The sequence below is a fragment of the Sporosarcina sp. P25 genome, assembly GCF_002743235.1.
Classification (GTDB): Bacteria; Bacillota; Bacilli; order Bacillales_A; family Planococcaceae; genus Sporosarcina; species Sporosarcina ureae_B.
In genome coordinates this window covers 61,937-85,828 of the sequence record NZ_PDYV01000009.1, presented here as the reverse complement: position 1 = coordinate 85,828, position 23,892 = coordinate 61,937, and the positions used below count along the sequence as shown (strand labels likewise).

General features: G+C 42.8%; 22 protein-coding genes. 16 read left to right on the top strand and 6 right to left on the bottom strand.

All coding sequences use genetic code 11. The features are described from left to right. Nucleotides 1-10 precede the first annotated feature (10 nt). Nucleotides 11-910: a CobW family GTP-binding protein gene (locus CSV70_RS09710; protein ID WP_099628878.1), complete on the top strand. Its 900-nt coding sequence runs from the start codon at nucleotides 11-13 to the stop codon at nucleotides 908-910. Nucleotides 911-1,088: 178 nt separating this feature from the next. Continuing rightward, nucleotides 1,089-1,730 (top strand): CAP domain-containing protein, encoded by a 642-nt coding sequence (locus tag CSV70_RS09705; RefSeq protein ID WP_085130749.1) that lies wholly within the window; start codon nucleotides 1,089-1,091, stop codon nucleotides 1,728-1,730. A gap of 346 nt (nucleotides 1,731-2,076) precedes the next feature. Here CSV70_RS09705 and CSV70_RS09700 read toward each other — a convergent pair whose 3' ends face one another. After that, complete coding sequence (locus tag CSV70_RS09700) at nucleotides 2,077-3,426, bottom strand: MATE family efflux transporter (protein ID WP_099628879.1); 1,350 nt, start codon at nucleotides 3,424-3,426, stop codon at nucleotides 2,077-2,079. 85 nt (nucleotides 3,427-3,511) lie between these two features. Here CSV70_RS09700 and CSV70_RS09695 point away from each other — a divergent pair, with 85 nt between their 5' ends. The 4 genes from CSV70_RS09695 to CSV70_RS09680 all read left to right on the top strand — a co-directional run bounded on the left by CSV70_RS09695 (nucleotide 3,512) and on the right by CSV70_RS09680 (nucleotide 9,170). After that, complete coding sequence (locus CSV70_RS09695; RefSeq protein WP_085130745.1) at nucleotides 3,512-4,585, top strand: undecaprenyldiphospho-muramoylpentapeptide beta-N-acetylglucosaminyltransferase; 1,074 nt, start codon at nucleotides 3,512-3,514, stop codon at nucleotides 4,583-4,585. A gap of 186 nt (nucleotides 4,586-4,771) precedes the next feature. Then, on the top strand, nucleotides 4,772-7,582 hold the full coding sequence (locus CSV70_RS09690; protein WP_099628880.1) for a 2-oxoglutarate dehydrogenase E1 component: 2,811 nt from the start codon (nucleotides 4,772-4,774) through the stop codon (nucleotides 7,580-7,582). 97 nt (nucleotides 7,583-7,679) lie between these two features. Further along, nucleotides 7,680-8,909, top strand: a complete 1,230-nt coding sequence (gene odhB / locus CSV70_RS09685; RefSeq protein WP_085130740.1) for a 2-oxoglutarate dehydrogenase complex dihydrolipoyllysine-residue succinyltransferase — start codon at nucleotides 7,680-7,682, stop codon at nucleotides 8,907-8,909. Nucleotides 8,910-8,972: 63 nt separating this feature from the next. Further along, on the top strand, nucleotides 8,973-9,170 hold the full coding sequence (locus tag CSV70_RS09680) for a DUF6501 family protein (protein ID WP_085130738.1): 198 nt from the start codon (nucleotides 8,973-8,975) through the stop codon (nucleotides 9,168-9,170). Between the two features lie 328 nt (nucleotides 9,171-9,498). Here the strand turns inward: CSV70_RS09680 and CSV70_RS09675 are convergent, their stop codons facing one another. Together CSV70_RS09675 and CSV70_RS09670 are read right to left on the bottom strand one after the other, a co-directional pair. Then, complete coding sequence (locus CSV70_RS09675) at nucleotides 9,499-10,689, bottom strand: toxic anion resistance protein (RefSeq protein ID WP_085130736.1); 1,191 nt, start codon at nucleotides 10,687-10,689, stop codon at nucleotides 9,499-9,501. Then, a complete protein-coding gene (locus tag CSV70_RS09670; RefSeq protein ID WP_085130734.1) occupies nucleotides 10,679-11,338 on the bottom strand; it encodes a 5-bromo-4-chloroindolyl phosphate hydrolysis family protein in 660 nt (219 codons plus the stop codon). The genes CSV70_RS09675 and CSV70_RS09670 overlap by 11 nt, the downstream gene beginning before the upstream one ends. 234 nt (nucleotides 11,339-11,572) lie before the next feature. On the opposite strand from CSV70_RS09670, the gene CSV70_RS09665 reads away from it, so the two are divergent. Together CSV70_RS09665 and CSV70_RS09660 are read left to right on the top strand one after the other, a co-directional pair. Continuing rightward, on the top strand, nucleotides 11,573-11,866 hold the full coding sequence (locus tag CSV70_RS09665; protein ID WP_099627590.1) for a DUF1033 family protein: 294 nt from the start codon (nucleotides 11,573-11,575) through the stop codon (nucleotides 11,864-11,866). A gap of 209 nt (nucleotides 11,867-12,075) precedes the next feature. Further along, the gene (locus tag CSV70_RS09660; protein ID WP_085130730.1) at nucleotides 12,076-12,276 is read left to right on the top strand and encodes a cold-shock protein; all 201 of its coding nucleotides are present in this window, start codon (nucleotides 12,076-12,078) and stop codon (nucleotides 12,274-12,276) included. A 47-nt stretch (nucleotides 12,277-12,323) separates the two neighbouring features. On the opposite strand, the gene CSV70_RS09655 is transcribed toward CSV70_RS09660, so the two are convergent. Further along, a complete protein-coding gene (locus CSV70_RS09655) occupies nucleotides 12,324-13,010 on the bottom strand; it encodes a hypothetical protein (protein WP_099628881.1) in 687 nt (228 codons plus the stop codon). Between the two features lie 370 nt (nucleotides 13,011-13,380). On the opposite strand from CSV70_RS09655, the gene CSV70_RS09650 reads away from it, so the two are divergent. Continuing rightward, nucleotides 13,381-13,746 (top strand): helix-turn-helix domain-containing protein, encoded by a 366-nt coding sequence (locus CSV70_RS09650; protein ID WP_099627592.1) that lies wholly within the window; start codon nucleotides 13,381-13,383, stop codon nucleotides 13,744-13,746. A gap of 163 nt (nucleotides 13,747-13,909) precedes the next feature. Here CSV70_RS09650 and CSV70_RS09645 read toward each other — a convergent pair whose 3' ends face one another. Beyond that, on the bottom strand, nucleotides 13,910-15,508 hold the full coding sequence (locus CSV70_RS09645; RefSeq protein ID WP_085130725.1) for an ABC-F family ATP-binding cassette domain-containing protein: 1,599 nt from the start codon (nucleotides 15,506-15,508) through the stop codon (nucleotides 13,910-13,912). Between the two features lie 150 nt (nucleotides 15,509-15,658). Here CSV70_RS09645 and CSV70_RS09640 point away from each other — a divergent pair, with 150 nt between their 5' ends. From CSV70_RS09640 to CSV70_RS09630, 3 genes are all read left to right on the top strand, one after another. Continuing rightward, nucleotides 15,659-16,837 carry an MFS transporter gene (locus CSV70_RS09640; RefSeq protein ID WP_099661014.1) on the top strand — a complete coding sequence of 393 codons (1,179 nt, stop codon included), beginning with the start codon at nucleotides 15,659-15,661 and terminating at the stop codon, nucleotides 16,835-16,837. A gap of 74 nt (nucleotides 16,838-16,911) precedes the next feature. Continuing rightward, nucleotides 16,912-17,868: an LCP family protein gene (locus CSV70_RS09635; RefSeq protein WP_099661013.1), complete on the top strand. Its 957-nt coding sequence runs from the start codon at nucleotides 16,912-16,914 to the stop codon at nucleotides 17,866-17,868. Nucleotides 17,869-17,895: 27 nt separating this feature from the next. Then, a complete protein-coding gene (locus tag CSV70_RS09630; RefSeq protein ID WP_369802586.1) occupies nucleotides 17,896-19,137 on the top strand; it encodes an AI-2E family transporter in 1,242 nt (413 codons plus the stop codon). 293 nt (nucleotides 19,138-19,430) lie between these two features. Here the strand turns inward: CSV70_RS09630 and CSV70_RS09625 are convergent, their stop codons facing one another. Further along, nucleotides 19,431-20,384 (bottom strand): substrate-binding domain-containing protein, encoded by a 954-nt coding sequence (locus tag CSV70_RS09625; RefSeq protein ID WP_099661012.1) that lies wholly within the window; start codon nucleotides 20,382-20,384, stop codon nucleotides 19,431-19,433. A 157-nt stretch (nucleotides 20,385-20,541) separates the two neighbouring features. On the opposite strand from CSV70_RS09625, the gene modA reads away from it, so the two are divergent. The 4 genes from modA to fni all read left to right on the top strand — a co-directional run bounded on the left by modA (nucleotide 20,542) and on the right by fni (nucleotide 23,884). Next, nucleotides 20,542-21,339, top strand: coding sequence for a molybdate ABC transporter substrate-binding protein (gene modA / locus CSV70_RS09620; protein WP_099661011.1), 798 nt, complete (start codon nucleotides 20,542-20,544; stop codon nucleotides 21,337-21,339). Nucleotides 21,340-21,366: 27 nt separating this feature from the next. Continuing rightward, nucleotides 21,367-22,041, top strand: a complete 675-nt coding sequence (gene modB / locus CSV70_RS09615; protein WP_369802587.1) for a molybdate ABC transporter permease subunit — start codon at nucleotides 21,367-21,369, stop codon at nucleotides 22,039-22,041. A gap of 18 nt (nucleotides 22,042-22,059) precedes the next feature. Further along, nucleotides 22,060-22,728 (top strand): ATP-binding cassette domain-containing protein, encoded by a 669-nt coding sequence (locus CSV70_RS09610; protein WP_099628885.1) that lies wholly within the window; start codon nucleotides 22,060-22,062, stop codon nucleotides 22,726-22,728. Between the two features lie 124 nt (nucleotides 22,729-22,852). Continuing rightward, complete coding sequence (gene fni / locus CSV70_RS09605; RefSeq protein ID WP_099628886.1) at nucleotides 22,853-23,884, top strand: type 2 isopentenyl-diphosphate Delta-isomerase; 1,032 nt, start codon at nucleotides 22,853-22,855, stop codon at nucleotides 23,882-23,884. The last annotated feature ends 8 nt before the right edge of the window (nucleotides 23,885-23,892 follow it).

Below are 23,892 nucleotides of genomic sequence, written 5' to 3'. Positions count from 1 at the left end.
ATGATATAGAATGATTGATGTATACTTACTCAGCGGCTTTCTCGGAAGCGGCAAGACGTCTTTACTCGTAAGCTTAGTCGAGCAAGTGAAGGAATCCGGTAGACAACCAGCTGTATTGATGAATGAATTTGGAGAGTTGAATATTGACAGTCAAATCGTCGAGGATGCAGGCGAGGTTCCGTTAAAAGAATTACTAAACGGCTGTATATGCTGTACAGGTGCGGAATCTACGGAAGCGCAATTACAAGGCTTGCTAGCAGATTATCCGGAGATTGATGTGCTGTTCATTGAAACGACGGGTGCAGCTCACCCTGTAGAAGCGTTAGACGCCGTGTACTCGCCGTTATTTGCAGAGAAGCTAGACGTCAAGGGAATTGTCACTGTGGTCGATGCCAAGCGCTGGGTGGACCGTGACAAGCTGTCGCCACGAATTCAAGCTTTATTCCTCGAACAAGTACGCCATGCACACTTCATGGTTCTCAATAAAACGGATTTGCTGACAGATCATCAATTGGCCTTTGTGACGATGCAAGTGACACAATTCAATTCTTACGCACCGCTCGTCCAGACAGTGAATGCGAAAGTCGATTTCGGCTATATCGAGAAAATGGTCAATGTGGCGGCGCCGAAACAGCCCATCTCCACAGGTAGCGGATTGCCTCTTGCTTCAAAAGTGTTGTCATTCGATGCCCCGGTCAACCAAGAGCACTTTGAGGATTGGGTGCGAACAGTACCGGACAGCGTCTACCGTATGAAGGGCTATATCCAACTAGAAGGTTCGCGGTACTCCCATTTATTCCAATATGCATACGGCATGGTCAACTGGATACCGGAATATATGCAAATCCCGTCCAAGTTGGTGATCATTGGGGAGCAACTTTCGGACATCGAATACTTGCCCGAAAACTAGTTGTCAATAGCTTTTTATTGTTAATGATGTTCTCCATTGGATAAGGTTGCCAATACAATTACCCTCAGACTCTCATTCCATAGCTTTGTAGAGTTCATTGGACAAGTTGGTAGGAATAACCAAGATCTCTCCTTTTCTTTTACGTTATGCTAGGTCACGTAGAAAAGGAGGGACCAAGATGAAAAAACCGTTATCACTCATCTTATTAAGTTCAGCTATTTTATTGCCTACTCATGCAGCAGAGGCAAGCACGACAAATCAAGTGCAGACACAGACGTATAATTGTGCCTTCGCCAATCAACAGGTGTACTCGTATTACTGGAGTAACTACCAGAAGCCACAGAGCAAACCGGTAGCGAAACCAACACCGCCTGTACAACAACCAAACGAACCAGCAGAAAAGCCACAAACAGACAAGCCGGCACAGCAACAAACAGCGAATGTATCAGCTACAGAACAAGCCGTACTCGATTTAACGAATGCGCAACGTACGAAGGCAGGTCTCAAGCCATTACAGATCGATGCAGCCTTGCAGAAATCCGCAAAGCAGAAATCAGCCGATATGGCAGCAAACAACTATTTCTCTCATACAAGCCCGACATACGGTTCACCGTTTGATCAGATGAAGCAAAATGGCGTTACATACCGTTCGGCAGCCGAGAATATTGCGATGGGTCAGCGCAGTGCACAAGATGTCGTGACAGCTTGGATGAATTCAGCTGGACACCGTCAGAATATCTTGACGCCTGAGTTTACACATATCGGTATTGGCTATGATGCGAATGGTCATTACTGGACACAACAGTTTATACAGAAGTAAGTATGGGAAGGTCAATGGAGTTATATCCATTGACCTTTTTTTAATGAAGAGAGTACAAGACTTTGTTTTTTCGTTGTGTAAGTTTGCGAGATAGGTCCAGATTAATAGAGACGCTAGAGGTAATGAGCGGTTACAAGCCATTATAGAGCGCTTAACGTATAGTATGAGCGGTGACGGACTAGGATAGAGCGGTTGGCGGTGAGTATAGAGCGGATACGCATGAACTATGAGCGCTTAGACGAATTAATGAGCGAAACTCGCATTGCACGCACTAATTCGGCATAAGTAATATGTAAACTACAACGAAAAAGACCAATGGAATAAACACTCCATCGGCCTTTTATTTTTATTCACGATACTTATTCTGTATAAAACGCAACCGAAACGAAAGAATCACCGCGCCCACCGTCAAGCCGACGATCAGGCCAACCCAGTAGCCGTATGCACCTAGTTCTGTATAACGTGCTAGCGCGAATCCGGTAGGCAGTCCAATGAGCCAGAATGACACGACGCCGACTAAGAACGTCATCGTCACGTCCTTATAGCCGCGCAACGCACCTTGGATCGGCGCTTGCACCGCATCCGACAGCTGGAATAGTGCCGCGTAGACGAAGAAATGTACGGCTAGTGTAATAATCGCCGTGTCCGTCGTATACATAGAAGCAATCGACTCACGGAACATCAGTAAGATGAATATGGATAGGAAACTGAAAACAACTGCGAACGCGATGCCGAGATACGTATACTCGCGCGCGTCCTTTGTTTTATTCGCACCAATGGATTGACCGACTAGAATCGTTGTACCCATTGAGACGCTTAACGGCACCATATAGAGAAGAGACGTAAAATTGAGCGCAATCTGGTGAGCCGAGATGACTTGTGCGGTATAGCTGCTCATCAATAACGTCACGACGGAAAAGATACTCGTCTCCACGAAAATGGATAGACCGATCGGCACGCCAATGAGTAAAATTTCTTTCCATTTGCGCAAAGAGATTCTTTGCCAACTCCTAAACAGCGTATACTCCTTAAAGTGGCGGGATGACCAGGCGATGAGCACCGCAATGAAGAACACGAGCCAGTACGTAAAGCCAGATGCATACCCTGCGCCTGCACCACCAAGTTCCGGGAAACCGAAGTTACCGAAAATCAATAAATAGTTCAATGCGATATTGATCGGTGCGGATAGCAGAATGATGAACATGGAGACACGAGTTGCGCCGAGTGCGTCAAAAAATGAACGCAATACGGTATAGGCCATGAGTGGAACCAATCCGATACTCATGCCAGTCAAGTAAGCGGATGCTACTTCTATAACGGGCGCATCTAGTGGCATTCTTGTAATGGCGGGTAACACGACCCAATGGATCAATACGAAAATGATTGCCGAAAGGGCGAGAGATACGTATAATGCTTGCTGGACAGTAGGACGCACATCGTTTTTATTCTTTGCGCCAATTTGCTGTGCGATAATAGGGGTAAGGCCCATCAGAATTCCAGAAAGGCCGGTATAGACCGGTATCCAGAAGGAACTGCCGATGGTCACGCCCGCTAAGTGAAACGTATCATAGCGTCCAGTCATGAGGATATCGAAGAACGACATCAGATAAAGCGCAACTTGCGTAATCACAATGGGAATCATAATCTTAATGAAAATGGATGTTTTTTGTTGCAAAGGTTTTGTTACAGTAGTCATAGTTTTGATTTCCTCTACTAATTTTTTCATTTTGACTATTGTAGCATGAAATATAGTAGACAACGTATATGGAAGGATGGAATGAATGAAGCAACCGGTAGTCGTATTAACAGGTGGCGGTACAGCAGGACACGTATCTGTCAATCAAGCGTTAATACCCGTTTTTTTAAGTAAAGGGTATAGTGTGCATTATATTGGTTCCCATGAAGGAATCGAAAAAGAATTGATCGCGGACGGCCACCCCGAAGTGGTATATCATGCGATTCAAAGTGGAAAGTTACGGCGCTATTTCTCGCTGAAGAATTTTACGGACCCATTCCGTGTTGGAGCCGGGACACTACAGGCGCTCTCTATTCTTCGCAAAGTGAAACCGGAAATTATTTTCTCAAAAGGTGGATTCGTTTCAGTACCCGTCGTGATGGCGGCTAAGCTTGCGAACGTGCCTGTCGTCGTACATGAATCGGACGTCACACCAGGTCTTGCGAATAAATTGGCATTGCCGTTCTCGTCACAAATATTTACGGTCTTTGAACAGACTTTGCAGTACGTGCCTGCAGCAAAATCCATGTGTACAGGGCCAATCATTCGTCCCGAGCTATTTATGGGCGATCGGGAAGAGGGCTTGCGCAGGACGGGTCTGAGTTCCGACAAACCGGTATTTATTATTATGGGGGGCAGCCAAGGTTCTGCCGTGTTAAATGAAGCGGTGCGCAATGAATTACCCGCGTTACTTGAGAAGTATCAGATCATTCATTTATGCGGTAAAGGGAATGTGGTAGAAGGACTTGCGGTGGCGGGGTACGTACAATATGAATATGTCACCGATGAATTGCCTGATCTGCTAGCAGCTGCTGATTACGCGGTTTCGCGTGCTGGCTCCAATGCGATTTTCGAATTGCTTGCGATTCATAAACCTATGTTGCTTGTTCCGCTTGCCGCGTCAAAAAGCCGCGGTGATCAAATATTGAATGCTGAATACTTTGCTTCCAAAGGGCTGGCATTGCAAATAGGAGAAGAGCAATTCGAGGTGCAGTCTGTTACAGAACAATTTAATACACTCGTGAAGGAAAAAGCTCGATTGCTGTCAAATATTGAGAAAACGACTGAACCGAAAACACCTGAAAAAATGGCCGAGTTAATTTTATCGTTCCAAAAATAGGAATGTACGCAGAGTGGCGAACTGACGTAGTTTTCAGTAATTTTTAATATAATTCCAAGTACTTTGCAGAAAACTGTGCATCTTAGGATTAATCCCTTTCAGTTCTAATGTTTGCGTGCTATTATTGTATAGAAGTAGTGAAAATAAACACAACAAGCCAATAGGCAAATGTGGAGGTTATATTACATGTCGAACAATGTGGATTCCCATCGTTCCCCGTATTCTAATTTTTCGGGTCCAAACCTTGGGTATGTAATGGAAATGTACGATCTGTTTAAAACAGATCAAGATGCAGTAGATCCTGATTTAGCAGAGCTATTCAGGAATTTTGGTGCGCCTCAGATGGATGAGTCAGGTCAAGAGGCAGTCGTAGCGCAAGGTTCCCAAACGGATCTGCGTAAAGTTCTTGCCGTTTATTCTTTACTTGAAGCTATTCGTTCTTATGGACATCTTGCAGCAGACATTTATCCATTAAACGATCGACCTAAAGATACATCCCGTCTTGAACTGTCATATCATGGATTGACAGAAAGCGATCTGGTCGGATTGCCAGCAACTTTGTTCTTGAAAAATGTTCCAGCGACAGTTGAAAATGGATTAGATGCAATGAATTATTTGAAGTCTCTTTATACAGGCCCCATTGCATACGAATTCTCTCACTTAATTGATGAAACCGAGCGTAACTGGATTCAAACAAAAATTGAAAACGGCGACGTACAGTCAAAAATGCAAGGAGAAGAGAAAAAACAACTTCTTGAACGTTTGACGAAAATTGAAGGCTTTGAAAAATTCATTCACCGTACATTCGTTGGAGCGAAACGTTTCTCTATCGAAGGCGTGGACACATTAGTCGTCTTAATCGATGAATTAATGCGTCTTTCTGAAGATGCGAAAATGGAGAAAGTGCTAATAGGCATGGCTCACCGTGGACGTTTGAATGTCTTGACGCACAACTTAAATAAACCATACGAAATGATGTTTGCAGAATTCGCAGGCGTACCCGCTTCACCGTTCTTGCCAAAAGACGGATCTCTTGAAGTAACTCGCGGTTGGTTCGGCGACGTGAAATACCATATGGGTGCTCTTCATAAAGGTAAGTCCGGGATGAATCGCTTCCTTGCGTACAACCCGTCTCACTTAGAAGTGGTAAACCCAGTAATTACTGGGCAGACTCGTGCTGCACAAGAAAACACAGACAACCCAGGGATTCCACAACAAGATACAAATAAAGCATACGCAATCTTAGTGCATGGTGATGCCGCGTTCCCAGGACAAGGGATCGTTCCGGAATCATTCAACTATTCTCGCGTTCGCGGTTTCAGAACAGGTGGATCGGTTCACGTCATCGCCAATAATACTATTGGCTTCACGACGGAATATTATGATTCCCGTTCTACACACTATGCATCCGATCCAGCAAAAGGCTTTGAAGTGCCTGTATTCCACGTGAATGCAGATCACCCAGAAGAAGTACTTGCTGTGGCAAAACTGGCATTTGAATATCGCCAGGCATTCGGTAAAGACGTATTGATCGACTTGATCGGATACCGTCGTTACGGACATAACGAAATGGATGAGCCACTCGTGACGAATCCAGTGATGTACCACGAAATCCATAAACACCCAACAGTTCGTGAAATTTACGGACAGCGTCTAGTTGAGCAAAAGCTTCTGACAGACGACGAAGTGAAAGAAATGGACAAGTCGGTCATCGCAACTATGCAACAAGCGTATGATCACGTAAAAGAAAAATCAGTAGACGCACCGGAAATTTCCAACGCAACGCCAGACGTCGTACAAGCTGGACTTCCACGTGATCTCGAAACTGGAGTAGCGGAAGATCGTCTTCGCCAAATGAATGAAGAGTTGTTGACATATCCAGCTGAATTTACAGTGTTCAACAAATTGGATAAAATCTTGAAGCGTCGCCTGGAGCCATTTAATGGTAAAGGTAAAATCGACTGGGCACATGCTGAGCAATTGGCATTCGGTTCAATTATTCAAGACGGTAAGCCAATCCGTATGTCTGGACAAGATATCCAGCGCGGAACATTTGCACAGCGTCACTTAGTATTACATGATGAAAAAACAGGTGAAGAACTTGTTCCATTGCATCATATTAGCGGATCTAACGCATCATTCGTGGCATATAACAGCCCATTGTCTGAAGCAGGTATCGTAGGCTATGAATTCGGTTATAACTTAGAAGAAGACAAAACGATGTCTATTTGGGAAGCGCAATACGGTGACTTCTCCAACATGGCACAAGTCATGTTCGATCAGTTCGTTTCTTCAAGTTATTCGAAGTGGGGTCAGCAATCCGGCCTCGTACTATTGTTGCCACACGCATTTGAAGGACAAGGTCCAGAACACTCCAGTTCACGTATCGAACGTTACCTGCAACTTTGTGGTGAAAATAACTGGACAGTCGCGAATATCTCCAGTGCAGCAAACTACTTCCACGTATTGCGTCGTCAGTCGAAGATTCTTGGCAGCGAAGCAGAACGTCCGTTAGTTATTGCTACACCGAAGTCATTGCTTCGTCATCCACTAGTTGGAGCGGACGTTGAAGACTTAACGGAAGGTCACTTCAAGACAGTTCTTGAACAACCTGGTACAGGAACAAAACCTGAAAAAGTGAAAAAAATCTTGTTCGCAAGCGGGAAGATGGCAATTGATTTAGCTGAGAAGATTAAAGACGGCGAAGGATTCGACTACTTGCACGTTATACGTGTAGAGCAGCTATACCCATTCCCATCCGACAAAATTAAAGAAATCGTTGCACGTTACCCGAAAGTAAAAGATTTAGTATGGGTTCAAGAAGAGCCGAAGAACATGGGTACATGGTCATTCGCGTATCCATTCCTAGAAAAACTAGCTGACGGTAAGGACATTTCTTATGTAGGACGTATTAAGCGTTCAAGTCCTTCTGAAGGTGATGGTGCATCTCATAAAAAAGAACAAACCCGCATCATTGAAGAAGCTTTGAAAAAGTGATATAACAAGTACGTGAGCTTTACAATTAAATTTAAAACTACTTATATAAAGTAGCTTATCCGTTAGAAAACGGTATACCTACGAGGAGGAATTTATTGTGGCAGAGATCAGAGTACCTGAACTAGCAGAATCAATTACAGAAGGTACAATTGCAAAATGGTTAAAACAACCCGGTGAAAACGTGGAAAAAGGTGAATTCATCGTTGAATTGGAAACAGATAAAGTGAACGTTGAAGTCATTTCAGAAGAAGCAGGCGTTTTGTCTGAATTATTGGCTGCAGAAGGCGACACTGTTGAAGTTGGCCAAGTAATCGCGATTGTAGGCGAAGGTTCAGGTGCACCGGCACAACCAGCTCCACAAGCAACTGAAGCAGCATCTGCTCCAGCGCAAAAAGAAGAAACACCAGCTCCAGCAGCGGCTGTAACGGAAGAAACATCTTCAGCAGACCGCACGATTGCAAGCCCAGCAGCACGCAAGCTGGCTCGTGAAAAAGGTATTAATCTTGCAGATGTATCACCTGTTGATCCAATGGGACGCGTACGCGCGCAAGACGTATCTGCTCACAACAACGCTCCAGCACCTAAAGCTCCAGCGGCACCAGCTGCTAAAGCAGAAGCAAAAGATGACGGTCGTATTACGCGTCAGAAAATGACTCGTCGTCGTCAAACGATCGCGAAGCGTTTGCTTGAAGTAAAACAATCAACAGCGATGTTGACGACTTTCAACGAAATTGATATGTCGAAAATGATGGAACTTCGTTCACGCAAAAAAGATCAGTTCTTCGAGCAAAACGATGTACGTCTAGGCTTCATGTCATTCTTCACGAAAGCAGTAGTTGCAGCATTGAAGAAATATCCATACGTTAACGCTGAAATCGATGGCGATGAAATTCTTTTGAAGAACTACTTCGATATAGGTATCGCAGTATCTACTGACGGCGGACTAGTTGTACCAAACGTTGTGGATGCAGACCGTAAGAGCTTTGCTGAAATCGAAGCATCTATCGGAGAACTTGCGAAAAAAGCACGCGACAACAAGTTGACAATGGCTGATATGACAGGCGGTTCATTCACGATTACAAACGGTGGAGTATTTGGTTCACTATTGTCTACTCCAATCCTTAACGGTACACAAGTAGGAATCTTAGGTATGCATACTATTCAGAAGCGTCCAGTAGCTGTTGGGGACAATATCGAAATTCGTCCGATGATGTATGTTGCACTTTCTTACGATCACCGCGTAATTGATGGTAAAGATTCAGTAGGATTCTTGAAGATGGTTAAAGAGTTGCTTGAAAACCCTGAAGACCTTCTACTAGGTTCTTAATCAGCACAAGCCAAGCGACCCGCTAATCAGCGGGTCGTTTTTATTTAAGGAAGGAGAGATTTCATGTCATATTTACAATGGTTGGATGAACCTACGTTAAAGACAGTGACGTGCACACATACCGATGCAGCAAAGTATTTGGTTAGCAATATGCTGACGGTGGGGAAGTCCTATGAAGTGAAGAATGAGACGGAAGAGTTTATCTTCGTGGTAGACAATTCCGGTAAGGTCGGCGGGTATTATAAGACGTATTTTGAGTAATTGATTAGTGAATAAATAGTAGGGTACTTAGAGACGATTCTTCATTGAATCGTCTTTTTTATGTGTGAGGGTGATAGGGTTTTATTGCGGATAACCGGGGAAATAGGCGCGTTTCGCTCATTAATTCGTCTAAGCGCTCAAAGTTTATGCGTATCCGCTCAATCGTCGCTGTCGACCGCTCTATCAAGGTCCAGAAGCGCTCATACTTTACGTTAAGCGCTCTATCGTAGCTCGTATCCGCTCATTGCCCACGGTGTAACGATCCAGTCTTGTACATATAAAACGAAATCAAGTTTCCAGTATTTTTCCCCCAAAAAAACCGTCTCTCTTATGAGGGACGGTTTTGTGACTCTTCATATACAGCGAGTAAACGAGTCTTAAGGTCTTGTTCCATTCTAGCGATCTCAGTCTCAGCGGCTTTGCGTTTAGCACGGCCATCTGCTTGGATCAGCAAGGTTTCTTCGATCGTCTGGATTAAGTTCTCTTGTGTCGTTTTCAACGTATCGATCTCAATAATACCTTTTTCATTTTCTTTGGCTGTCTCAATACTATTCACTTTTAACATTTCGGAGTTACGAAGCAACAAATCGTTCGTTGTCTTTGTGACGAGCTTTTGTGATTCCACAGCCTTTTGCTGACGGTTTAGTGTTAGCGCAATCGCAATTTGATTCTTCCACAGAGGGATCGCTGTCATAATAGACGCTTGGATCTTCTCAGCTAACGTTTGGTTCGTTTGTTGGATCATACGGATCTGTGGAGCACTCTGAATGGTGATTTGACGGGATAGTTGCAAATCGTACAGGCGTTTTTCTAAACGGTCAACAAATTGTGCCATATCGTTAACTTCTTGAACCATCATTTGATCATCCGATTGCTGTGCTTTTTTATGCAGTTCCGGAATGATGGTGCTATTGATTTCATCAATCTTTAATTCCGCAGCTGCGATATAGACGTTCAATGCTTGGAAGTACGTTTTGTTTTGTTCATATAAACTGTCCAACATGCGGACGTCTTCCATTAAACCACGTTTGGAATGCTCTAGTTGAACGCTTATTTTATCGACTTGTGTGCCAAGCTTTTCGTATTTCGTCATAATTTCTTTGATAGGGCGAGTAGCCTTGTTGAATAAACGGCTAAGACCCGATTTCTTTTTATCTGATAGATCATCTGTATCGATTTCGGATAGTTTGGCCATTAATTCATTCAGTACATCGCCGACAGGTCCAATGTCTTTGCCTTGGACGTGATCGAGCATTTTATGAGAGAAGTTAGATAGTTCATTCTGTGCATTGGCACCGTAGGAAATGACGGCTTCGTAATTACCGACAGGGATCTGTGAAGCCAATTGTCTTGCCTTATCTTGTTCTTCAGGTGTTAATCGGTCGATCAATTTAGCAGGTGCGGCTGTGTCGGACAGCGAATTCTCCATTTCTTTTGGAAGCAGGCTAGCATCCATATCGAATGGATTGCCGAGCAAGTCGTCCACCGATTTTTCTTGTAGTACGTTTTTATCTGTCATTAGAATGTTCCCCTTTCGATTCGAGCAACGGTTTGTCTCTCTTAAGTGTAATATCGACGTAATCAATTTCCATTCGGAGCTGTTCCAAATCAGTTGATACAGCGTTACGTAGATCTCGTTCCATTTCGAGACTCAAATCAGATAACGTTTCGCGAGTATGTTGTAGTGCGACTTTGATATCTTGGTCTTTTAATGGCTGATTAACGAGCAGGCTGTACTTCGATGTTAATTCTACAACGGAATCAAGATGGGCGTAGAAAAAACTTTCGACTTGGTAGAACTTTCTCGGGTTGGACTGGACGATCTTAATGATGCGTCGAGCCATTGAAGACATATCGTATACTTGTCTGAATGCTTGGATGGAACGAACTTGTCCGTACATATTTCCGAGCTGTTTTAGCTTTCGTTTTGATTCATTCAGTTGTTGTTCAATATGTTTATATTCAGAGCGTGCCATCCCGAATTTTTTTAATGTGGAGCGTAACTGTAGTTCTTTAATCGCTACGTTGCCTCCTGCATACAGTGCGATTCCGATAGCGGAGCCTAGGAAAAAGTTCATGCTCGTACCGCCAATGAGGATCACCCACGTCAGGAAACTAGTCGGAGCCAATATGACATGTCGTGTGAAGAAGTTTTTTATAGTATTCATGTTGATTCAGGCCGCCTTCCATTCTGACTCTATATAATACTTACGGATTAACAACGAAAAGGTTTCATTTATCGTGCAGACAGTAAGGTTACTGGAGCCTATCTCAATTATAGCCGAAAATGGACGAAAACTCATATATTACGCAACATGAATCAATTTACTTTGATTAGCGAGTCGAATTTGCTAGAATGAATATCATTCCTGCATAGCGCAAGGTAAAGGAGTGCTTACTGAATGTATGAAGTGGTATACATGAAGGCGGACTTTGAGCCGTGGTGGATGTTTGAAGAGTGGAGAGACTATAGTGTCTCATCCAAAACATTTACGAATAAAATGGACACAGAATCATATATTAAAGAACTGGTCGGGAAGATGAAGCCGCATTTTGAGCATTACGAAGTTCGTAAAGGCTGCTTCCATGCATTTTGGTCCACATCGGAAAAATACTATTGCAATGGCTGCGAAGGAGATTTGCAGTTGTATCACGGTCTTATCGTATTGATAGACGGGGAACCAAACATATCGTAAGAACATTCAGTAAAAGCGTTTATTATTAATTGACAAAGAAGCCCAATATGTTATACTAAATGTAAGTAAATTAATCGAACGATCGTATGCTAAGTGATTCACCTATTACAAAAGGGATCGGCGACGTCGGCAACTTTTGTAATACGTGAATTTTTTTGTATGCTAAGGTTCGTGTATTAAAGTATTTATATTTTTTTGGAGGTAATCGAATGAAACAAGGTACAGTGAAATGGTTTAACTCAGAAAAGGGCTTCGGTTTTATCGAAGTTGACGGAGAAGAAGACATCTTTGTACACTTCTCAGCAATCCAAGGCGACGGATTCAAATCTCTTGACGAAGGTCAGCAAGTTGAATTTGAAGTTGTCGAAGGTAACCGTGGTCTACAAGCAGCTAACGTTGTTAAAATCTAAACCACTTGAAAAGGCGCCCATTGCGGCGCCTTTTTGTTTGCAGAAAATTACGGTTGTGTCACCGTTTCTAGACTAGAAGTAACGACAAATTCTTCTTCGCCTTCCATCTTCATCACCGATTCACGTTTTACTTCCCCAAAATCCTTCACGAGATAGATCCTGTTCACAAAGTCTTTACCCACTTGCTCCATTACGACCGCATCTTCAAATTGCTGATAAGGAGTTTCCACTGACGCATTCATCTCCACAATCTTCCAGCCGTCAAAAGTTGTACCTACTTCAATAGGACCTTTCAAATAGGTTCGGATCGGTTTCATGGACTCTAGCTCTTCAGTCGGTGGAACGCCAGCGTCCAACTCGATATGTTCTTCCTGCAATACTTGGATTTTATCTCCATCCACTTTATACACTTTTTGAACGAATGCACCACCGTTGTTTTCGTGAATCACGACATAGTCTTGCGCAGGTCTTGCCACGGTAATGTCTAGCTCAGCAAATTCATTACCGACACCTTTATAATGCGCGCTGGAACCGTCCGGAAGAAAGTAATCAAGTAAAGCCACATCGGTCAGATTCGCATCTTTGTTGTCATGTTGTTGTGACTTGTCATCGTTCGTTCCTTCTTGATTGGTCGAAGAGTCAGTCTTACCATCCATGGACGTATCAGGCTTGTTTGAGCATCCTGCGAGCATGAGAAGCAGTGCAACCAGTAGAAACCAAAGATTGCGTTTCATAATGAAAAACCTCCTTTTACTTTGTGTTATTCCCTTAATAGTGGAAGCTATTCATAGAAAATAAAAATAAGACAGTGTGTAGATTACTGGATTGCGTGTAGTTGGGCACTCAAATATCTTGTACATTTAATTCAATTTCTAAACTGAAAATCATTTTTAGTAGGGAATGCTCTTTTTCTTATAAATATTTATTAAAATCTCCAAGTATACGAATTACTGATAATCATCCAAATACATCCGTCTATAAACATATTGAATAGTTCTATCAAAACCTGGTTCCAAATAATCCTTATTACTATAATAATACTCGCATCTCATTATTTGGTATACTATACATAATGCACGTACAGCAACCAAGGAGGGAAGAGCAATGAAGAGTACATTCGTAATTCGTCAAAGAGCCTTTTTAAAGCTCTATATGCTCAATAAGGCAGAAGAAGGGAACTTGTATGGCTTACAAATATTAGATGACCTTATAGATCATTTCAGGGACCTTGGGTATCGACCAACTAAGTCTGAAGTATACAAGTCTCTACATGATTTACTCAATGATGGTCTGATCGTCAGACACCCGGTTCATAAGCAGGGGACAGAAATGCAGACACTTTACATCTACCGTATTGGCGATAAGGAGAAAGTAAAAGCTTATAAAGATACTATAAAGTTCGAGATTGATCGATCCATCTCATTACTTACTAGAGCACTGCAAGACAATTACTCGCAAAAGAGACAATAAAAAGTGAAGTAGCCGATGTCTCTTGTTTTTAGCGGTTCTAGATTGTCTCACAGGCAATTAACGGTCACACTACATCATTTAAATTTAACACTTGATAACACCAAGCGCAAAAGACTCCCCTAGAAGTTTTTCCTTCAAGGGGAGTCTCTATATTAACTACTAATTAAGCTTTCTTACCTTTCCATTCCAAATACTCATCATAAGTCATCATTTTATCAAAGATTGTTCCATCATCATTGATTTCGATTACACGATTAGCAATTGTTTGGATGAACTGATGGTCATGAGATGTGAAGATCATCGCACCCTTGAACGCGATCAAACCATTGTTAAGTGCTTGGATAGATTCCAAGTCCAAGTGGTTTGTTGGCTCATCAAGAAGAAGAACGTTTGAGCTTGTTAGCATCATTTTTGATAACATACAGCGAACTTTTTCTCCACCTGATAAAACGTTCGGCTTTTTCTTCACTTCTTCACCTGAGAACAACATACGTCCAAGGAATCCACGCAAGAATGTTTCCGTTTCATCTTCAGGAGAGTATTGACGAAGCCAATCAACTAATGTCGGTTCGGATCCTTCAAAATACTTCGAGTTATCCATAGGGAAGTAGGCACGAGTTGTCGTTACGCCCCATTTGATCACTCCTGTATCCGGCTCTGTTTCTTCAGCTAGCATATCGAGCAAAGCGGATTTTGCAAGTGGATTACCAATCAATACTACTTTATCCTCTTTATTGAGTGTAAAGGTCGCATCTTTGATAAACGTTTTACCATCCACCGTTTTGGTGACATCTTTAATCGTCAAGACGTCGTTACCGATTTCGCGGCCAATTGTAAAGTTAACGAAAGGATAACGGCGTGAAGAAGGCTTAATATCATCCAACTCGATTTTATCCAATGTCTTTTTACGAGATGTAGCTTGTTTGGATTTCGATGCGTTGGCACTGAAACGTGCGATAAACGCTTGTAATTCTTTTACTTTTTCTTCTTTTTTCTTGTTTGATTCTTGGGATAGTTTCAAAGCCAATTGACTTGATTCGTACCAGAAATCATAGTTACCCGCGTAGATCTGAATTTTACCAAAGTCAAGATCCGCGATATGTGTACATACTTTATTCAAGAAATGACGGTCGTGGGAAACGACTACGACAGTGTTTTCAAAGTTGATCAAGAATTCTTCAAGCCATTGAATTGCTTTTAGATCCAAGTTGTTTGTCGGCTCATCTAGTAGTAATACGTCAGGTTTACCAAACAAAGCTTGTGCAAGCAATACTTTAACTTTGCTTGATCCGTCAAGCTCCGCCATTGTCACGTGATGCATACTTTCAGGAACGCCAAGACCTTGAAGGAGTACAGAAGCTTCAGATTCCGCTTCCCATCCGTTCATCTCAGCGAATTCACCTTCAAGTTCAGCTGCACGCATACCGTCTTCGTCGGAGAAGTCTTCTTTCATATAAATCGCGTCTTTTTCTTTCATGACTTCATATAACTCTTTATGACCCATGATGACTAAATCCATCACGACGAAGTCTTCGTACTCGAAGTGGTTCTGCTTCAGGACAGCCAAACGCTCATCTTTTCCAAGAATAACATTCCCTGTTTGGGGTTCAAGTTCACCTGACACAATTTTGACAAACGTTGATTTACCAGCGCCATTCGCTCCAATTAATCCATAGCAATTGCCTGGATTGAATTGTATATTGACGTCTTCGAATAGCTTACGGTCGCCAAAGCGAAGACTTAAATTACTAACTGCTAACATAAATAATATCCTCCTAATTTCACAATGTTCCTAGTATACATTAAAATTACGTGAAATGGAATGTTTGAACTAGTACTGTATATAATTTCGTTTTACAATATAATGACGATAGATATTAGATAAGTATTACATACAAAAGGAGTCTTTGTATTGCGCTCTAAAACTACCCAAGGTCTATTACTATTTGCGATTTTCATAGTCGCGCTCAACTTACGTCCGGCGATTACTTCAATCGGACCGATGCTAGACATCATTCGTGATGATTTGCTGTTGTCGAACACTCAAGTAAGTCTCCTGACTGTTATTCCGGTTATTTGTATGGGCGTCTTCGCCATGCTGGCACCCATACTAAATAAGACAATCGGCTTGAATAAGACGATGTACTTGATGTTGTTGTTACTTGCTGTAGCAACCGGCATGCGTTTTTCTGTCACATCGTTCAGTGTTTTATTACTAACTGCTTTCATTGCGGGTGTCGCGATTGCTGTTATTGGACCGTTATTATCGGCATTGATCAAACAATACTTCCCAAGGCACGTTGCTGTCGTCGTCGGCATTTATTCATTTGGTATGGGAATGGGGGCGACGCTGAGTACAGGATTGACAGGGGTCTTTTATGAAAAAGCTCATTCCTACTCATTCGCACTTGCTGTTTGGGCGGCCGTTGCGATTGTCGGTATCATGGCGTGGGCTATCACCGCCGCACACCCGATCCAAGTGAAGCAAGTGTCGAAGCCCCCCATGCATAAAGGGGAAAATCCTTGGCGCAGTAAACAGGCATGGAGCTTCCTGGTTTTCTTTGGTTTACAGACCGCGTTATTCTTTTCTGTTTTGACTTATCTTGTTCCCATTGCAGTATCGAACGGCATGACGCTTCTCCAAGCGGGGACATTACTAAGTGCTATGACGATTGTGCAAATTTTTATGAATATCGGTTTTCCTATCATTTTGCAGAAGTTTACTAGCAGAACGCCAGCACTTGTCAGCATTCTCGCGCTCGGTATGATCTCCATCGGATTCATGTGGACAGCAGATCCGCTGTGGTTTGCCATTGGCGTTCTCCTCATGGGAATTCCGCTCGGTGGGTTATTCCCAATCTGTTTACTGATGCCGATGGACGCGACGAATTCTGCCGAAGAAACGAATTCATGGACCGCCATGATGCAGACAGGTGGCTTCATCATCGGTGGGATCTTACCATTACTAATCGCTTCGTTATATGACTACACCGAAAATCATTACGTTACATTGTTCGTATTTCTTGTTTTATTTGTGGCAATGCTAATGCTAGCGTTGCAAATAGGTCGATCCGCCAAGCAAAGCTCGTGACTGGACGCAACCCCTTGTGAACAGAAACGTCCTCATAACAGGATACACACGGATAATGGAGGAATGAATGCCACATGGACGAACACTTCGACGAACAACAGCCACAACGTAGAAAAAAGAAGCGTAAATTACGCGTGGGCAGAGTTTTTATGACTCTACTATTGCTTTTCACGATCACCATATCAGCGTATAGTTACTTTCAATATAAACAAGGCAAGGCCATGACGGCTGGGAGTAAGATTGACCCTGGAGAATTTCAGGGCGACTTACTGAGTCCACAAGATCCGACGACGGAAAATTATTTATTGCTCGGCGTCGACAATGACGGTTCCGGAAAATATCGTACCGATACGATGATGGTGCTATCATGGGACCAAACCGCTGGAACTGCGCACTTAATTTCATTCATGCGTGATATTTACGCACAAATTCCAGGGTATCAGTCGTACAAGCTCAATACCGCGTACTATTTAGGGGGAGTGCAAACGGCGAAAGAAACAATTTCAGGGATGTTCAATATTCCGATTCATCATTACGCAGTCGTCGATTTCGATAATTTCGAATCGATTATGGATATTACGTTTCCAAAAGGCCTCGAAATGAATGTACAGAATGAAATGTCCGAGAAAATCGGTGTCACGCTAAAACCAGGCGTACAGCGGTTGAACGGTAAGGAGTTACTCGGTTATGCCCGATTCCGCGCAGATGATGAAGGCGACTTTGGACGAGTCAATCGCCAACAGGAAGTCATTCAAGCGATGAAAGACGAGCTGTTTAGCGTGTCGACTGTTTTGCAAGCACCTAAATTAGCCGGCGCACTCGATAACTTCATTGAAACGGATCTAACGACGAAAGACGAGCTAACAAAAGTGCTAACCGTCATCGCAAAACGGAAACTAGATCTGCAGACATTACGTATTCCAGTGGAGGACAGTTATTCCTTCACTTCATATAGCCATGCAGGATCTGTAATTGAAATTGATTTAGATAAAAACAGAGAAGCGATCCGTTCGTTTTTGACTACACCTTAACGGATCGAATAAAAGGGGAGTGAATCGGTGAGGCAACCACCAAAAAAATCTTCTTTACGAGATTTCTGGTCTATTCGTTCGACATCACCAATTGTCGGATTTCTCGGTGGTCAATCTACATTGTTTGTATTGCTTTGTTTATTGTTCATTGGATTGATCATCTTGGTCTTCACTCAAGTTTCATTTATTTTCTATCCGATTCAAGTATTTTTCTCAACTGTCGTCTTGCCGGTAGTGCTCGCGACGATTTTATACTACTTAATGCGTCCCATTCTTCGCTTTTTGGAAGAACGTTTGCGCATACCACGCGTCTATGGCATTTTAATCATCTTACTAGCCGCTGCTGGTTTACTGACATTAGTGATTTTCTTAGTGTTACCGTTCCTGCGTTTGCAGACGATCAATTTATTCGATGAATTTCCAACGTATTTCAAACAGTTGATCTTAGATATGGATAATTTTTTACGGAATTCTATTTTCGGTTCTGTCTATCAAGGGTTCAACTTTAACGTCAATACGTTCCTCGATTCCGGCTTTGCGAGTATCGGTAAGTTCTTCACGGAGACGATAGGTGGTATCGCATCAGGCGTGACGTCATTCGTTTCCGCGCTTACTGGAATTATCTTGAGCATCGTCACCGTGCCGCTCATTCTATTTTATCTATTGAAGGATGGCGAGAAGTTACCTCAGATGATTTTGCGCATGTTGCCACCACGTTTGCGTGATGATGCATCGATCATTTTCCGCGATGCGGATAGACAAATTAGCGCGTATATTCAAGGGCAGATTTTGGTGGCGATTGCGATCGGGATCATGGTATCGATCGGCTTCTTAATTATTAAAATGAAATATGCATTATTGCTTGGGGTACTTGCGATGTTCACGAGTATCGTGCCGTATCTCGGGCCAGTGATTGCGATCACGCCTGCCGCTATTATTGCGATGGTCACGTCGCCATTCATGCTTGTGAAGCTTGCGATTGTTTGGACGATTGTGCAAGTAGTCGAAGGGAAATTTATTTCACCTCAGATCATGGGGAAGTCGCTACATATTCACCCGATCACCATTATCTTCGTTTTACTGACGGCCGGCTCGCTGTTCGGCGTCGCTGGAGTGATTCTCGGGATTCCAGCATATGCGTTGCTGAAAGTAGTCGCCACGCATGTGTTTTATTTGTTCACGTTGCGATACAATCGCTTTGAGACGCAAGAAGAAATGTATTATGAGACAGATTCGATTGAAGAGTATTATGAAGACGACAGAGAGTAACCCGCCTAAGGTGGGTTACTTTTTTTATGGAATTGTTTAGAAGAGTGGACAGGTGAATAGTATGGGATTTCATTGAAATGAATACCGGATGTAGTGATACGTGAGAGTTTAAGTTCACACTGTAGAAACTTGGAGGCTCATGAGCGGATATAGGGCTTAATAGAGCGCTTGCTGGAAAGTATGAGCGGTTACGGACCGTGATAGAGCGTTTGGCGATGACCATAGAGCGGATACGCATGAACTATGAGCGCTTATACGAATTAATGAGCGAAACGCGCACTGTCCCACTGTCTCTATACGGTTTCATACAAAATAGTTCCTGTTCTCGTTAAGTCGTAGCCACCCATCACAGCTAGTTTTTCTTTGAATGAGGTTGAGTTCAGTGTCTTGACTATGAGCTCGCGCAGTTTTTCGTTTTCAGCCGTTTTAATCAGTACTAAATCATACTGCTCCTGTATCAATGGAATAAAGTCTACATCTAGTAATCGAGCAGTTTTTTCGATTCCGACGCCCACATCTGCATGACCCGAAGCGATTCGTGTCGCTACAGCCATGTGATTCAGCTCCTCGTCGTCATAGCCGTTAATAGAAGGGCCCGTAATTCCTGCGAGAAGTAGTTGCTCATCCAGCAAAACACGAGCTCCTGAGCCTTTCTCACGGTTCACAAGGCAGATTCCCGGTTGCGCGAGATCCGACCAGTTCTGTAGTTGCTTCGGATTATCCTTTTGCACATATAAGCCTGCTTTTCTGCCAAGCAAATGGATGACCATATAAGAGTGTCCAGTAAGCAGCCGTTTAATATACGGTAGATTGTATTCACCAGTTTCTCCATCAAATAAATGCGTACTGACGATGTCGGCTTGGCCTTGATACATCTTGATCAAGCTGTTTAAACTACCAGAGAATGATCGCAATGGCTGATAAAGTCCGGATTCTTCTATGTGACTGGCAATAATGTCCAGGCTTAAATCCTGTCCGCTGATGATGATTTGTTTGTCCGTTGTAGATGCTGACGCAGTGACTTGTTGGATCGGCGAATTCGAAGGCACTGGAGCAGATTCACCACCGCTTTTCAGTCGTTCTTTATACGCTGTTAAATCCACAGCATCGACACGCATTTGACGTCCCACGCGATAGGCACGGATTTCTCCCTTTTTAATGATGTCGTACACCGTTAATTTCGATACTTTCAATAATTGAGCGATTTCATCGGTCGTATAGGAAATGTCATGTTCTAGATTTGTCATGTCTCAACCCTCCAAGAATAGTACATCTATCTTCCGACAAATCATCACTAATTGCAAAATTGACAAGTGTCATAAAGCATAATATGATGATTCCATATATAACTAGATATATTTAGTTATATCTAGTTATAAGTAATTGAGAAGTAGGGGATACATAATGAAACGATTGTCACTTTCTGCTTTTTTCGTTCTGTTAGCTGTTTTTCTAGTCGGATGTTCAGATAAGAATGAAACTGGAAACACAGAAGCACTAGATCAGGAAACACCGAAAGTGGAACTGATCATTTCTGCGGCTGCAAGTTTGACGGATGCATTGGAAGAGTTAAAACGATCTTTTGAAGAAGCCCATGAAGGGATCTCTGTAATATACAACTTCGGAAGCTCAGGAAAATTGGCAACGTCTATTGAAAATGGCGCCCCGTCTGACGTATTCTTGTCTGCCAGTTCAAAAGATATGAACGACATGCAAGATAAAGAGTTACTTGTCAATGAATCAAGAAAAAATTTCGCGGAAAACGCACTTGTTTTGATTGCACATAAAGATTCCGATAGTGCGATTTCTTCATTCGAAGACTTGGATCCAGCAATTATCGATCATTTGGCAGTAGGTGAGCCTGAATCAGTTCCGGTTGGTCGTTATACGAAAGAAACATTTGAAAGCTTAGATCTCTGGAAACCTTTGCAAGACAAGTTAGTTCTAGGATCAGACGTACGGCAAGTACTGACACACGTGGAAATGGGTAACGTAGAGTATGGCATCGTATATTCCAGTGATGCATTCATTTCGGATGATGTAAAAACATTGGCAGAAGCTGAAGCCGACTGGCACGAGCCGATTGTATACCCGGGCGCTGTCGTGGCTGAATCCAAACATCAAGAAGCCGCACAGCAATTTCTTGATTATTTGACTGGTGATGAAGGAAAAAAAACGTTGCAGAAGTTCGGATTTAAGTAAAGGAAAGAGGGAGAAGGCGTGCTGGATATGGATTATTCCCCTTTAGTATTATCTTTGAAAGTAGCTGCTATCTCCACTATCTTTGTGTTTGCAGTAGGTGTGTTCATTGCGTATTTGCTTGCGAAACGTGATTTTTTCGGAAAAAGCCTATTGGAAGCATTATTTTTATTGCCTCTCGTGTTACCACCGACAGTCGTTGGCTTCGGTTTACTCATTTTATTTGGCAAACAGGGCTGGATCGGCAGTTGGTTGCTTGAATGGTTCGATTTTCAAATTGTCTTTACGTGGATTGGTGCTGTGATCGCGTCTATTGTCGTATCATTTCCACTGATGTATCAAAGTGCAGCAGCCGCTTTTGAAAGTCTCGATGAACGATTATCGAATGCAGCGCGTACGATGGGCGCTTCGGAATGGCGTGTATTCTGGTCCGTTGTATTCCCACTCGCTTGGCCAGGGTTACTCGCCGGATTGGTGTTGTCTTTCGCAAGAGGCCTTGGTGAATTCGGTGCTACGTTAATGCTTGCGGGATACATACCGGGTAGAACTGACACGATTCCGATGGCGATTTATTTCGCGGTAGAATCAGGACAAATGGAAAAAGCTACGTTTTGGGTCATCATGATCAGTACATTCGGCTTCAGTTTGATTTTATGGGTGAATTGGTGGAGCAAGCGCAATATTAGACGGTTTACGAAATCTTGAATCGAAAGGGGATTGGACATGCTACATGTAGACATTAATCAACAACTCGCACATTTTGAGATGAACATTCATTTTGAAATGTGCAACGAAATCATGGTGTTAGTCGGTCCATCCGGCTCAGGTAAAACAACCATTTTGAACTATATTGCCGGGCTCACACACCCGGATCACGGATTGATTGTTTCGAATGAACACATTTTTTTCAAAACTGGTGAAAAGCCGTTGCCCGCTCGCGATCGGCAAATCGGTTATTTATTCCAAGACTATGCGTTGTTTCCACATATGACGGTGGAGAAAAATATTTGGTTCGGCGTGAAAAAGAATGAGCGAAAAAATCGGAATGAAATGATTCTCCAGTTGCTACAAGTACTGGGGATTAAGCATTTATTGCAGAAGTATCCCCATCAGATTTCAGGCGGGGAAAAACAACGTGTAGCGTTGGCTCGTGCACTTGCCACACAACCTTCTGTGTTATTACTGGATGAACCGTTGTCAGCTCTCGATAAAGAAACGCGGAAACAGTGTCAAACTGAGCTTTTACGTTTACATGACATGTGGAAAATCCCGTTCATTATTGTGACGCATGATCTCGATGAAGCAGAACATCTCGGCGATCGCATTATTTACCTTGAACGAGGACAAATAATGGATGAGAAATGGAAAAGATATGTAGTGTCAACATATTAAAGAACACAAAGCTCCGATTTCCTATCAGAGCTTTTATTTTTTGTGTAATCGAAATAGAACCGCTATAATTCATAGTAGCCGGCAAAGACAGAAATGGATGTATAAGTAGATAGGAGCTAAAATCATGGGCAAGCAATTGAATGACCGGAAAGCACAGCATATTCAAATCGTGTTGGATGAACATGTCACTGGAAATGCGATCACGACAGGTTTGGAGCAGTATGAATTTCTACATAATGCCTTACCTGAATTATCATTTGACGAAATCAATACAGAGCAACACTTTCTAAATAAATCATGTAAAACACCTTTTTTAGTAAGTTCGATGACTGGTGGTGCGGACTTTGCAGAAACGATTAACCGAAATCTCGCACTTGCTGCAGAACAAAGAGGCTGGGCACTGGCGTTAGGTTCGACGCGTGCTTTAATAGAGAGTAAGGCATTCCGTCCTTCATTTGCTTTACGAAAATACGCTCCAACAGCCCCCATTATCGCGAATTTAGGTGCAGTGCAGTTAAATTATGGATTTTCCGCTGACGAATGTCGGCAAATTATCGAGTATACCGATGCAGATGCGTTAGTTCTGCACATAAATGTTTTACAGGAAGTTATTCAGCCTGAAGGTAATACGAATTTCAGTAATTTATTATGTAAAATTGAGAAATTATGCAGTGAATTATCGGTTCCCGTCGGCATTAAAGAAGTCGGATGGGGAATAGATGGTCAAACGGCTAAAAAACTTCTAGATATCGGTGTGTCATTCATTGACGTAGCCGGGGCAGGTGGGACATCTTGGAGTCAAGTAGAGAAATACCGTACAACCGCAATCAAACAGCAAGCGGCCGCAGCGTTTAGCGAATGGGGAATTCGAACGACAGATTCACTACGACTGGTCGAACCTTATATGAATGATAAATTACTGATCGCAAGCGGTGGGCTTCATACAGGTGTCGATGCTGCAAAATGTATTGCGCTAGGTGCAGATTTTGTCGGTTTTGGTCGCGCAATTTTAGAAGAAGCTACTCAATCAGCTGAGAGTGTTTTCCAGACAATGGAAGTCCGCGAACTAGAATTACGTATGGCCATGTTTGCAACAGGTTCTGCAAATATCCTGGCGTTGCGACAAACAGATCGATTACAAAAGATAAACTCGTGAATATACTA

What these genes read in the sequence shown, in the direction of transcription:
- CSV70_RS09710 (WP_099628878.1), top strand. Translation starts at nt 11, where the DNA reads ATGATTGATGTATACTTACTCAGCGGCTTTCTCGGAAGCGGCAAGACG.
- CSV70_RS09705 (WP_085130749.1), top strand. Translation starts at nt 1,089, where the DNA reads ATGAAAAAACCGTTATCACTCATCTTATTAAGTTCAGCTATTTTATTG.
- CSV70_RS09700 (WP_099628879.1), bottom strand. Translation starts at nt 3,426, where the DNA reads ATGACTACTGTAACAAAACCTTTGCAACAAAAAACATCCATTTTCATT.
- CSV70_RS09695 (WP_085130745.1), top strand. Translation starts at nt 3,512, where the DNA reads ATGAAGCAACCGGTAGTCGTATTAACAGGTGGCGGTACAGCAGGACAC.
- CSV70_RS09690 (WP_099628880.1), top strand. Translation starts at nt 4,772, where the DNA reads ATGTCGAACAATGTGGATTCCCATCGTTCCCCGTATTCTAATTTTTCG.
- CSV70_RS09680 (WP_085130738.1), top strand. Translation starts at nt 8,973, where the DNA reads ATGTCATATTTACAATGGTTGGATGAACCTACGTTAAAGACAGTGACG.
- CSV70_RS09675 (WP_085130736.1), bottom strand. Translation starts at nt 10,689, where the DNA reads ATGACAGATAAAAACGTACTACAAGAAAAATCGGTGGACGACTTGCTC.
- CSV70_RS09670 (WP_085130734.1), bottom strand. Translation starts at nt 11,338, where the DNA reads ATGAATACTATAAAAAACTTCTTCACACGACATGTCATATTGGCTCCG.
- CSV70_RS09665 (WP_099627590.1), top strand. Translation starts at nt 11,573, where the DNA reads ATGTATGAAGTGGTATACATGAAGGCGGACTTTGAGCCGTGGTGGATG.
- CSV70_RS09660 (WP_085130730.1), top strand. Translation starts at nt 12,076, where the DNA reads ATGAAACAAGGTACAGTGAAATGGTTTAACTCAGAAAAGGGCTTCGGT.
- CSV70_RS09655 (WP_099628881.1), bottom strand. Translation starts at nt 13,010, where the DNA reads ATGAAACGCAATCTTTGGTTTCTACTGGTTGCACTGCTTCTCATGCTC.
- CSV70_RS09650 (WP_099627592.1), top strand. Translation starts at nt 13,381, where the DNA reads ATGAAGAGTACATTCGTAATTCGTCAAAGAGCCTTTTTAAAGCTCTAT.
- CSV70_RS09645 (WP_085130725.1), bottom strand. Translation starts at nt 15,508, where the DNA reads ATGTTAGCAGTTAGTAATTTAAGTCTTCGCTTTGGCGACCGTAAGCTA.
- CSV70_RS09635 (WP_099661013.1), top strand. Translation starts at nt 16,912, where the DNA reads ATGGACGAACACTTCGACGAACAACAGCCACAACGTAGAAAAAAGAAG.
- CSV70_RS09625 (WP_099661012.1), bottom strand. Translation starts at nt 20,384, where the DNA reads ATGACAAATCTAGAACATGACATTTCCTATACGACCGATGAAATCGCT.
- modA (WP_099661011.1), top strand. Translation starts at nt 20,542, where the DNA reads ATGAAACGATTGTCACTTTCTGCTTTTTTCGTTCTGTTAGCTGTTTTT.
- modB (WP_369802587.1), top strand. Translation starts at nt 21,367, where the DNA reads ATGGATTATTCCCCTTTAGTATTATCTTTGAAAGTAGCTGCTATCTCC.
- CSV70_RS09610 (WP_099628885.1), top strand. Translation starts at nt 22,060, where the DNA reads ATGCTACATGTAGACATTAATCAACAACTCGCACATTTTGAGATGAAC.
- fni (WP_099628886.1), top strand. Translation starts at nt 22,853, where the DNA reads ATGGGCAAGCAATTGAATGACCGGAAAGCACAGCATATTCAAATCGTG.